Here is a 12,394-nt window from a genome sequence, read left to right on the forward strand (position 1 = left end):
GTATAAGCAAAAAAGGGGCGCGCCTCGGCAACGCCCCAAAATGACCGAGTGCCCGGCGATCAGCCGGCGCGTGCCATGCAATGCTCGATCAACGCCTCCAGCTCGCGCTGGTAATCGTTCATCAACGCATCCATGGTCCCGGCGCGATAGCGCTGGCTGCTGTAGATGCAGCGCAAGGCCAACTGACCGTCATAGACCTGGCCGACAATTTCCAGCCAGTTACCCAGGTTCGCCTTCAGACTGTAGTTGTCGCCGGTCTCCTCCAGTGCCGGCACCAGCAATGCCTGCTCGTCGAAACTCTGGTCGAACTGCCCCAGGTAATTGAACGTGACGCGCGCCTGCGGCAGATCCGCCAGTTGCCGAGACACCTCGGCCCCCGCCAGATGGCGCAACACGCCGTAGCCGATGCCCTTCTGCGGAACCGCTGCCAATTGCGCCTGCACATCGACGATCGAGCGGCCGATGTCCTCGCTGTCCGGACGCAGACGTACCGGGAACATACTGGTGAACCAGCCCAGACTGCGGCTCAGGTCAAGGGTCTCGAACAGGTCTTCGCGACCATGCCCTTCGAGCAGGATCAGCGCCGACGGCTGCTGACTCCAGCGGCACAAAGTGCGGCTGAGCGCCGACAGCAGCAGATCGTTGATCTGCGTGCCGTACACCGCTGGCGCCTGTTTGAGCAGTTGCTCGGTGTGCTCGCGTGACAGCTTGAGGCGCGCCTGCGCTTGCTGGCGCACGAGGTTTTTGCCGCGCGGGTTGTCGCACGGCAGATCGACACCCGGCTGATCCAGTTGCTCCAGCCACCAGCCGAGTTCCTGCTCGGCAATCACTGGCGCCTGGGCCTGCAATGCCTCGGCAAACGAGCGATAGCTGCTGGTGCGAATCGGCAGCTGCGGTGGCAGCCCTTGCACGCAGGCTTCGTAGGCGACCTTCAAGTCGTCCAGCAGAATCCGCCACGACACCGTGTCGACCACCAGGTGATGGATCACCACCAGCAGTCGCGCCTGCCCCTCGGGCATGGCGACATGCATCACTCGCCAGACCGGCCCGGCGTCGAGTTTCAGGCTGCGCTGGGCGAGGTTGGCCAGCGTTTCGACCTGCTCGCTGTTCGCGGCTTCACGACGCCAGAGCAACGCTTCACCCTGTTCATCGAGCTCACAGTAGCGTTGCACCCAGCGCCCGCCTTCGCGGGAGAAACGCAGACGCAACGAGTCGTGATGTTTTTCGATCCAGCCCAGCGCCTGCTCCAGCGCATCCAGATCCAGCGGCTGGCGCGCGCTCAGCAGCAGCGACTGGTTGTAGTGATGCGCCTCGGCCATGTCCTCGGCAAAGAACCACTCCTGAATCGGCAGCAGGTTGAACGTGCCCTCCGCTGCCACCTGCGTGAGGTCCGTCGCCGGTGGCTGGCCACCCTCCTTCGCCACTTCCTGTTCGACGATGCCGGCGATGGTCTGATAGCGCATCAGATCGCGCAGTTTGAGCTCCATGTTCAGCGTCGGGTGATTACGCACCCGGGAAATCACCTGCAGGCTCAGAATCGAGTCGCCGCCCAGTTCGAAGAAGTTGTCGCAGATGCCCACCTGCTCGACCTGCAACACCTGAGCCCAGATTTGCGCGAGCAAGGTTTCCTGCTCGTTGCGCGGAGCGACGTATTCTTCGGTTTTGAACTCAGGCTCCGGCAACGCCTTGCGATCGAGTTTGCCGTTGGGTGTGACCGGGAAAGCGTCCAGGCAGACGATCTGCGCCGGCACCATGTATTCCGGCAACGACGCCCTCAGCCCGGCCTTGAGTTCATCGCCCATGTCCTGCCCGGCTTCGGTCACCACGTAACCGATCAGCTGTTTGCCCGACGCATTGTCCCGGGCGATCACCAGTGCATCGGTGACCGCCGGCAACTGTCGCAGACTCGCCTCGACTTCGCCCAGTTCGATGCGGAAGCCGCGCACCTTGACCTGATGGTCGATGCGCCCGACGTAATCGACCACGCCGTCCGCACGCAGGCGCACCAGGTCGCCGCTGCGATACAGGCGCTCACCCGCGGCGAACGGGTTCGGCACGAAACGCTCGCAGGTCAGGTCGGGACGCCCGTGATAGCCGCGGGCGACGCCATAGCCACCGATGTACAACTCGCCGGCAAAACCTGGCGGCAACGGGTTCAGGTCTTCATCCAGCACGTACAGCGAACGCGCGCCAACGGCGCGGCCGATCGGCGCATACGCCGCTTCGCAATGCTGAGTCACCGGGACTTTCCAGAGCATCGGCGTGACCACGGTTTCGGTCGGACCATAGCCGTTGGTGAAGTATTCGGGACGCAGCGCCGCCTTGACCTGCTCGAACGTCTGATCCGGTACCGCGTCACCGCCAAAGCAATAGATGCGCACCGGTGGCGGCGCGATTCCACTGGCGGCGGCGTATTCCGCCAGCTGTTTGAGGTAGGCCGGCGGGAAGCAGGCAATGGTGATGCCGTATTCGTGCAACGCCTCGTAGGTCTGCTCCGGTGTCCACAGGCACCCGTCGCGAATCACCAGGCGACCGCCGCTGTACAAGGTGCTGAGCCAACGCTCATGGGCGCCGTCGAAAGCGAACGACATGAAGTGCAGCTCGCAACTGCTGGCATCCATTTCATACAGCTCGGCAATCGCCTGGCAGTGCATGCTCAGCGGGCCTTGGGTCACCGCAACGCCTTTTGGCCGCCCGGTGGAACCGGAGGTGTAGACCAGATACGCCAGGCCCTGCTCGTGAACGCGGCTTTCGGGGGCGTGAGCGGCATAGCGGCGTTCATCGAGGTGATCGATTTCCAGACGCAGCAAACCCTGTGGCGCCGGCAACGTCGCACGCAGGCTGCTCTGGGTCAGCAGCAGCGCCATGCCCGAATCTTCGATCATGTACGCCAGACGCTCCGGCGGGTACTCGATGTCCAGCGGCACGTACGCCGCACCGCTCTTGAGCACCGCGAGGAAGCTGACCACCATCTCCAGCGAGCGCGGCAAGGCGACGCCGATCACCACTTCCGGGCCGGCACCGTGCTCGATCAGGCAGTGAGCCAGACGATTGGCGCGCTGCTCGAGTTCGGCGTAGCTCAGGCTCATCCCCGCGCATTGCAAGGCAATGGCCTGCGGCTGTTGTTGCGCGTGGCGGCTGATCAACTCCGGCAACAACGCTGCCTGATGGTTGTGCGCCGGTTCGGCGCTCCAGGCCTGCGCCGCTTGCCATTGCTCGCGGCTCAGGCGCTGCAGGTTGCCAAGGCGCTCGTACGGCGCAGCCATCATCGCCGCGAGGGTGTTTTCCATGGTCTGGCGAATACCCAGAACCGCTTCGGCACTGAAGTGGCTGCGCAGATACAGGTATTCGATCGACAACTCGTCACCGAGCATCACCGCGAGGTCCATCGGCACGTTGGTCACGCCGTGGCCGATGGATTTGCCGAAGGTCAGGTCGGTGTCGTTTTCTTCTTGCAGGCGATCGTCGATCGGGAAGTTCTCGAACACCACAATGCTGTCGAACAGGGCCTGGCCGCCGAGGTTGGACCAGCGCTGTACATCGGCCAGTGGCGCCTGGGAGTAATCGCGGATGTCGAGGTTATAGGCCTGCACTTCGCCGAGCCAGTCGGCCACGCGCTGATGCGCTTGCGGCGTCTGAATGATCGGCAAGGTGTTGATGAACAGGCCGAGCATGTTGCCGACATTCGCCAGACTTTCCGGACGTCCCGACACCGTAGCGCCGAAGGTGACCGTCTGCTGCCCGGTGTAGCGTTGCAACAGCAGCAGCCACGCGCCCTGAATCAAGGTGTTGGGGGTGATGCGCAGGTCGCGGCAGAACTGCAGCAGTTGTTCGGTTTGCGCCTTGTCCCAGTTCGAGTAGATCGCATCGTGGCCGGAAACATCGGCGCTGTGGCGCGGATGCATCGCCTGGCTCAGCGCCGTCGGCTCGTTGACCACGGCCAGACGCGCCTTCCAGAACAGCTCCTGAGCATCCTGATCCTGCGCTTGCAACCAGGCGATGAAGTCACGGTAACGACCGTTCTCGCCGATGATTTCGCCCTTGGCGTAATACTGCAAGACCTCGCCGAACAGGCGCGAACTGCTCCAGCCGTCCATCAGGATATGGTGGCTGGTCCAGATCATCTGGTATTGATCGTCGCTCAGGCGCAGCAGGGTTATCCGCTGCAAACGCGCCTCGGCCAGATCAAAACCGAGCGCGCGGTCATCGCTGGCGAACTGGGCAATCAGCTCTTCGCTGGTTTCCCGTTCACGCCAGTCGAGCACCTGCATCTGCAACGGGGCGTGGCGATGCACCACCTGCAACGGTTTCACCAGGCCATCCTGCCAATGGAAACTGGTCCGCAGAATCGCCTGCCGGACGATCACGAATTCCCACGCCTGACGGAAGCGCTCCACGTCCAGGCCCTTGATCGGCAGGCTGACCTGCTGGACGTAAAGGCTGCTGCCGTTGTCCGACAGCGTGTGGAAAAGCATGCCCTCCTGCATGGGCGACAGCGGGTAAACGTCCTCGATCATCTGCGCCGGTACCGGCAGCGCGTCGAGCTGCGCCTGATCCAGTTGGGCCAATGGATAATCCATCGCGGTCTCGCCTGCCGAGTCGTCATCCACCGAGACCACAGCCGCGAGTTTCTGCACGGTCTGCTGCTGGAACAGGTCTTTCGGGGTGAACCGAATCCCCTGCTGACGCGCGCGGCTGACCAGTTGAATCGAGATGATCGAATCGCCGCCGAGGGCGAAGAAGTTATCGGTGACGCCGACGCGTTCGATCTTGAGAATGTCCTGCCAGACGTCGGCCAGTTGTTGCTCCAGTGGCGTCGACGCTGCGACGTATTCACGTTGCGCCTGGCTGGCGTCCGGCGCGGGCAGGGCCTTGCGGTCAAGTTTGCCGTTTGGCGTCAGCGGCAGCTGCTCGAGGAACAGCCACTGCGCAGGCACCATGTAATCCGGCAGATGCGCCTTGAGTGCGAACTGCAACGCTTCACTCAGATCGTCCTGCTCCTTGAGGCTCAGGCCGCTGTCGCTCGGCACCACATACGCCACCAGTTGCTGACCGCTATGGCCATCCACCGCCAGCACCACACCTTCGCGCACGCTGTCCTGGGCCAGCAGACGCGCTTCGATTTCACCCAGTTCGATGCGGAAACCACGCACCTTGACCTGATGGTCGATGCGTCCGACGTATTCAATCCGGCCGTCATCCGTGAAGCGGGTCAGGTCGCCGGTGCGGTACATGCGCTCGCCGCGGGTCGACAGCGGATTGGGCACGAAGCGTTCGGCGGTCAGCCCCGGGCGGAACAGATAGCCGCGGGTGATGCCGTCGCCGGCCAGATACAGCTCGGCCGCCACGCCAATCGGCGCCGCCTGCAATTGGCCGTCGAGCATGTACGCCGAGGTGTTGAGCAGCGGCCGGCCGATGTTCGCCTGACCACCGGCCTCGCGGCGGGTCCAGGTCGAATAGGTGGTGTCCTCCGACGGCCCGTACAGGTCATAGACGTGGGCCACCGAGGTTTCGCCATAGAGCGTGTCGACCAGGCCCTGCTTCAGCGGCTCGCCGGCGAGGTTGATGATGCGCACGCCGGGCGGGATGTGCCCGGCGCGTTGCAGCGCGGCAATCGCCGACGGCACGGTGTTGATCAGGCGCACCTGATCACGCTCCGGCAAGTCCGGCAGTTCCAGCGCATTGCGCGCCATGACGAGCGAACCGCCACGCGCGAGGGTGACGAAAATCTCCCACACCGACAGGTCGAAGCACACCGACGTCGAGGCCAGCACGCCTTGCAGGTCGTCTTCGCTATAGACCTCGGCGGACCAGTGAATCAGCGCCTGCACGTTGCGATGGGCGATGGCCACGCCCTTCGGTTTGCCGGTGGAACCGGAGGTGTAGATCACGTAAGCCAGATTGGCGCTATCGCCCCGCGCCGGCAGATTGTCCGGCGACTGCCCGGCAAACGCCTGCCCACCGGCCTCGACCAACACCACTTGCGCATCGGTCTGCGGCAATTGCGCCAGCAGCGACTGTTGCGTCAGCAGGACTTTCGCCTGGCTGTCGTCGAGCATGTACGCGACCCGATCCGCCGGATAATCCGGGTCCAGCGGCACATAAGTGCCGCCGGCCTTGAGCACCGCCATCAGGCCGATCACCAGTTCCGCCGAACGCGGCATCGCCACGCCCACGCGGATTTCCGGGCCGACCCCGAGCGCCAGCAGATGACGGGCCAACTGATTGGCACGTCGGTTGAGTTCGGCATAGCTCAGCGCCACACCGGCATGACTCAGTGCCTGCGCTTGCGGATGCATCGCCACCCGTGCTTCGAAGCTCTGCGAAATGAGGCGTTGCTCTGCATAGGCGGCGTGATTGTCGTTCCATTGCGCCAGGGTCTGACGTTCGGCCAGCGGCAACAGACCGATCTCGCCCAGGCAACGCTGCGGCGCCTCGAGGAACTGACGCAGCACCTCTTGCAGATGCGCCGCCAGACCCAGCACGCTGCGCTCGGCGAAGTGTTCGGTGAGGTAGTTGAAGTCCAGATTCAACACGTCACTGGCCCCGGCAATCAGGGTCAGGCCGTAGTTGGTTTGCTCGCGGTGTTCCAGACCGCCGAAACGCAACCCACCGGGATTGGCCTCCAGCGCTTCGGAGACCGGGTAGTTTTCAAACACCAGCAAGGTGTCGAACAGCGCTTCGCCGCTCAGTTCGGCCAGACGCTGGATGTCCTGCAACGGGGTCTGCTCGTAGTCACGCAGCAGCAGGTTCTTGTCCTGCACGCTACGCACCCAGTCGCCGACGCTGACTGTCGCCTGCGGGCTGGCGATCACCGGCAAGGTGTTGATGAACAGCCCCAATTGCTGCTCGATGCCCGGCAGATCCACCGGACGCCCCGACACGGTCGCGCCAAAGGCCACCGTGGCCTGCCCGGTGTAACGCTGCAACACCAGCAGCCACGCGGCTTGCACCAGACTGTTGAGGGTCACTTGCTGCTGACGCGAGAACGCGTTCAGACGCCGGGTGAAGGCCGCATCGAAATGCAGACGATGCATCTGCTTGCCCGGACCCGGCACCGTAGCACCGTGGCAGGCCGAAGCCAGACGGGTCGGCGCCTCCAGCGCAGCCAGTTGCCCGCGCCAGAAATCCTGGGCGGCGGCTTTGTCCTGACCTTGCAGCCACACCAGGAAATCGCGGTAGCGGCCCTGCGCACTCGGCACCGGGTGACCGGCGTAATCCTGCAACACCTCGCCGAACATCCGCGAGTTGCTCCAGCCGTCCATCAGAATGTGGTGGCAGGTGAAAATCAATCGATGGCGTTCATCCGCGGTGCGCAACAGGCACAGGCGCAACAGCGGCGGATTCTGCAGATCAAAACCGCGCTCGCGGTCGGCCTGCGCTCGAGCCTCAAGCACCGCCGGCAGATCCGCCACACCGCGCACATCGACTTCCGGCATCTCCAGGGTCAACTGCCGATTGATCACTTGCAGCGGTGCATCGAGGCCGTCGCGGCCCCAGATGAACCCGGCGCGCAGCACTTCATGGCGATCCACCACCCGCTGCCAGGCTTGCTGGAAACGCGCCACGTCGAGGCCGTCGATGTCCAGCAGCATCTGGTAGACGTAGGCGCTGGCATCGGCGTCGTACAGGCTGTGGAACAGGATGCCCTGCTGCATCGGCGCCAGCGGATAGATGTCTTCGATACGCTGAGCGGCGATCGGCAGGCTGTCCAGATGCGCCTGGGACAACCCGGCCAGCGGCACATCGGACGGCGTCAAACCACCGCTCGAATGGCTCAGGCAATGGTCGATCAACTCGCCCAGCGCCACTTCATAAGCGCGAGCCAGCGCATTGATCGTCGCCTCTTCGAACACGTCGCCGCTGTAGGTCCAGGTCAGGCTCAGCTGGCCCTGATAGACCCGGCCATCAATGGTCAGCCAGTTGGCCATCGGCGCGTTTTCATCCTGACCGGCGCCCTTGTCTTCGGTGGCCGGTACCCACAGGGCGTCGGCGTCGAAGTTGTTGTCGAACTGGCCGAGGTAATTGAACGTGACTTTCGGTTGCGCCAGCCCGTTCAGTGCCGCCTGGGCCTCGGCGCTGCCCAGATGACGCAGCAAGCCATAACCGATGCCTTTGTCGGGGATCGCGCGCAGTTGCTCCTTGATGCCCTTGATCGACGCTTCGAGACTGGCGCCGGGGGTCAGGCGCACCGGGAACATGCTGGTGAACCAGCCCACCGTGCGGCTCAGGTCGACATCGTCGAACAGGTCTTCACGACCGTGACCTTCAAGCTGCACCAGCGCGCTGTCCGAGTTCGTCCACTGGCACAGCACACGGGCCAGTGCCGTCAGCAGCAGATCATTGACCTGGGTGCGATAGACCGCGGGGGCCTGTTGCAACAACTGACGGGTACGTTCGGCATCCAGACGGGTGTCGACGCTGCGCTCGAAACGGTTGCTCAATTGGCCTTGCGGGTTGTCCAGTGGCAGCTCGACCGAGACGTCGCGCAACTGCCCGCGCCAGTAGTCGAGTTGACTGTCCAGCGCCGCACTGCGGGCATGGGCTTGCAGACGCTGCCCCCAATCCTTGAACGCGCTGGTCTTGGCCGGCAGCACCACAGCCTGCCCGCCGCTCAGTTGTTGATAGGCGGTTTGCAGATCTTCCAGCAGGATCCGCCACGACACGCCATCGACTACCAGGTGATGGATCACCAGCAGCAAGCGCTGGCTGGCGTCCGGCAGATCGACCAGCGCCGCACGCATCAGCGGGCCGTCGAGCAGATCGAGACTGCGCTGCAACTCCAGGCACAGCGCCGGCAATGCCGCACTGTCATCCAGCGTGACAGTGCGCAGCAACGCTTGCGCCTGATCCGCCGGCGCATGGCTCTGCTGCCAGCCATCACCGGTCTGGCGATAACGCAGGCGCAGCGCGTCATGGTGCCGTTGCAGGTGCAGCAGCGCCTGTTCCAGCGGCGCCGCTTGCAGCGCCGTGGCCGGGGTCAGCAGGATCGACTGGTTCCAGTGATGCCGCGCCGGGATGTCGCTGGTGAAGAAGTAATGCTGAATCGGCGTCAGAACCGCATCGCCGAGCACTTCGCCCTGTTGCATCTGCACCGCATCGCTCTGTTGCGCGACGGTTGCCAGACGCTGCACGGTCTGGTGCTGGAAGATGTCTTTGGGGGTGAAGCGAATACCCGCCTGACGGGCGCGACTGACCACCTGAATCGAAATGATCGAATCGCCGCCCAGCTCGAAGAAATTGTCGTTGAGGCCGACGCGCTCGACCTTCAACACGTCCTGCCAGATATCGGCCAGACGCTGTTCCAGTTCGTTGCGCGGTGCGGCGTAGGCTTCCTGCACCTGGGCGACGTCCGGCTGCGGCAGTTGCTTGCGATCGAGCTTGCCGTTGGCCGTCAGCGGCAGACGCTCGAGGAACGCCCAACTGACCGGAACCATGTAATCGGGCAGCGATTCGCGCAAGTGTGCCTTGATCGAATCGCGCAGCGCGCCCTGCCCTTCGGCATCCAGCGCCTCGTTGGCGACGATCCAGGTTGCCAGTTGCTGACCACTGAGACCATCGACCGCCAGCACCACCGCTTCACGCACTGCAGGGTGCTTGAGCAGTTGCGCTTCGATTTCTCCCAGCTCGATTCGGAAACCGCGGATCTTCACCTGATGGTCGATGCGGCCGATGTATTCGATCACACCGTCGCCGCGCAACCGCGCCAGGTCACCGGTGCGATACAGGCGTTGACCGGCCTGCGGATTGAACGGGTCCGGAACAAAGCGCGTCGCGCTCATGCCGGCCTGATTCAGATAACCACGGGCCAGACCGGCGCCGGCGATGTACAGCTCGCCGATGCAGCCTTGCGGCACCAGGTTCAGCGCGTTGTCGAGCAAGTACCACGACAGGTCGACGATCGGCTCGCCGATCGGGCTGCTGTGGCTCTGCTGCAAGTCGGCCAGCGACAATGGCCGGTAGGTCACGTGCACGGTGGTTTCGGTGATGCCGTACATATTGATCAGTGTCGGTGCGCGGTCGCCGAAACGTTCGAACCACGGGCGCAGGCTCTGCACTTCGAGGGCCTCGCCACCGAACACCACATAACGCAGGGCGTTATCGCGCGACGACTCGCTGGCCACCTGCATCAACGGCTTGAATGCCGATGGCGTCTGGTTCAGCACGGTGACGTTTTCATCGCACAGCAGGCTGTAGAAATCTTCCGGGGAACGGCTGACGTCGTGGGGCACCACCACCAGTTTGCCGCCGTAGAGCAGCGCACCGAAAATCTCCCAGACCGAGAAGTCGAAGGCGTAGGAATGGAACAGCGTCCAGCTGTCCTGCGGGCCGAAATCGAACCAGTGCTCAGTGGCACTGAACAGACGAATGACGTTGCTGTGCGGCAACAAAGCGCCCTTCGGTTTGCCGGTGGAGCCCGAGGTGTAGATGACGTAGGCCAGATTGTCCGGCGTGGTCAGGCACACCGGGTTGCTGTCGCGGCTGCCTGCGACTGGCTGGTTCAGATCCAGGCAGGTCAGTCCCGCTGGCACCGGCAATTGCGCCAGCAGATGACCCTGGGTCAGCAGCCATTGGATGCCGCTGTCCGCGATCATGTAGCTCAGCCGATCATCCGGGTAACCTGGGTCCAGTGGCACATACGCGCCACCCGCCTTCAGCACCGCGAGGATGGCGACGATCATGTCCAGCGAACGCTCGACGGCAACACCGACGCGCACGTCCGGGCCGACGCCACGGTCGATCAGCACGTGCGCCCACTGGTTGGCACGGCGATTGAGCTCGGCGTAGGTCAGACGCTGCCCGTCAAAGGTCACCGCGATCGCTTCAGGATGACGTTCAGCCTGGGCTTCGATGACTTGATGAATGCACTGCTCGACCGTTTGTTCCAGCCGTGCCGGATTCCACTGCGCGAGCAATTGTTGCTGCTGGCCGTCATCGAGCATCGGCAGTTGCCCGATACGCTGGCCCGGCTCGGCGACAATCGCCCGCAACAACGCATTCCAGTGTTGCGCCAGGCGCTCGATGGTCGCGGCGTCGAACAGATCCGTGGCGTACTTGAGCACGGCTTCGATGCCGTGAGCCTGCTCGGTGGTGTTCAGGGTCAAGTCGAACTGCGCCGTCTGGCTTTGCCATTCCAGCGGTTCGATGCTCAGGCCGTTGAGGCGGGTTTCGACGCTCGCGCGGCGTTCGGCCTGATGGTTGAACATCACCTGGAACAATGGGCTGTGGCTCAGGCTGCGCCCCGGCTCCAGCGCTTCGACCAGTTGCTCGAACGGCAAGTCCTGATGGGCCTGGGCTTCCTGCGCGGTCTGTTTGACCTGACGCAGCAGATCGACAAACGGCATCTGCCCGTCGATGTCGGCCTTGAGCACCTGAGTGTTGACGAAGAAGCCGATCAGACGCTCGATTTCCACCCGCCCACGGTTGGCCACCGGCACGCCGACGCGGATGTCGGCCTGCCCGCTGTAGCGGTGCAGCAACGCCTGGAACGAGGCCAGCAACACCACAAACAGGGTCACGTTTTCCTGACGGGCGAACGCCTTGAGCGCATCGCTCAGCGCCGGATCGAGAATCAGGTTGTGACTGGCCCCGGCAAAGCTTTGCTCGATGGAACGCGGACGATCCATCGGCAGTTCCAGCACCGGCTGCTCACCGCCCAGCTTCTCTTGCCAGTACGCCAGTTGCCGCTCTTGCTCACCGGCCTCCATCCACTGCCGCTGCCACAGGGCGTAATCGGCGTATTGAATCGGCAACGCCGGCAGACCGGCGGCGTGCCCGAGATTGAAACCGGCGTACAGCTGCACCAGTTCCTCGATCATCACTTGCAGCGACCAGCCATCGGAAACAATGTGGTGCAGGGTCAGCACCAGGACATGGTCATTCGGGGTGACCTGCAGCAACGCCGCGCGCAACAGCGGGCCATGCTCCAGGTCGAAAGTTTTCTGGCTCTGGGTCTGCACGAACGCCTGAATGGACGCTTCAGGGTCGTTCGCCGACTCAGCGCTCAGTTGCTGGATCTCCAGTGCAAAGGCGCCTGCGGGCAGGACCACTTGCAAGGGTTGTCCGGTTTCCTGGGTGAACACCGTGCGCAAGGTTTCGTGTCGTTCGATCAGCGCCTGGACGCTGCGCTCCAGCGCGGATACATCCAGCGGCCCCTGCAAACGCAGGGCCGTCGGAATGTTGTAGGCCGCGCTGTGCGGCGCCCACTGCCAGAGAAACCACTGGCGTTGCTGGGCGTAGGACAGCAGCAACGGCTCTTCAGCCGTGCGCTTGAAAACCGGGGCAATGTCAAAGAGGTTGACGCCTTTCTGCTTGAGCAGAACCGCCAGAGCCTTTCTTTGCTTAGCCGAAAGTTGTCCTACCGACTCGATTAACTCTTGCACGCGTTTTTCCC

Annotated in this window: 1 protein-coding gene; it reads right to left on the reverse strand. The window is 63.5% G+C overall.

The annotated features are described in order from the left end of the window. Positions 1-59: 59 nt before the first annotated feature. Entirely contained in the window at positions 60-12,383 is a 12,324-nt protein-coding gene (locus JFU48_RS27215) for a non-ribosomal peptide synthase/polyketide synthase (protein ID WP_201138254.1), read from the reverse strand. Positions 12,384-12,394 lie beyond the last annotated feature (11 nt).

It is taken from the genome of Pseudomonas sp. TH49 (assembly GCF_016650625.1).
Classification (GTDB): domain Bacteria; phylum Pseudomonadota; class Gammaproteobacteria; order Pseudomonadales; family Pseudomonadaceae; genus Aquipseudomonas; species Aquipseudomonas fluorescens_H.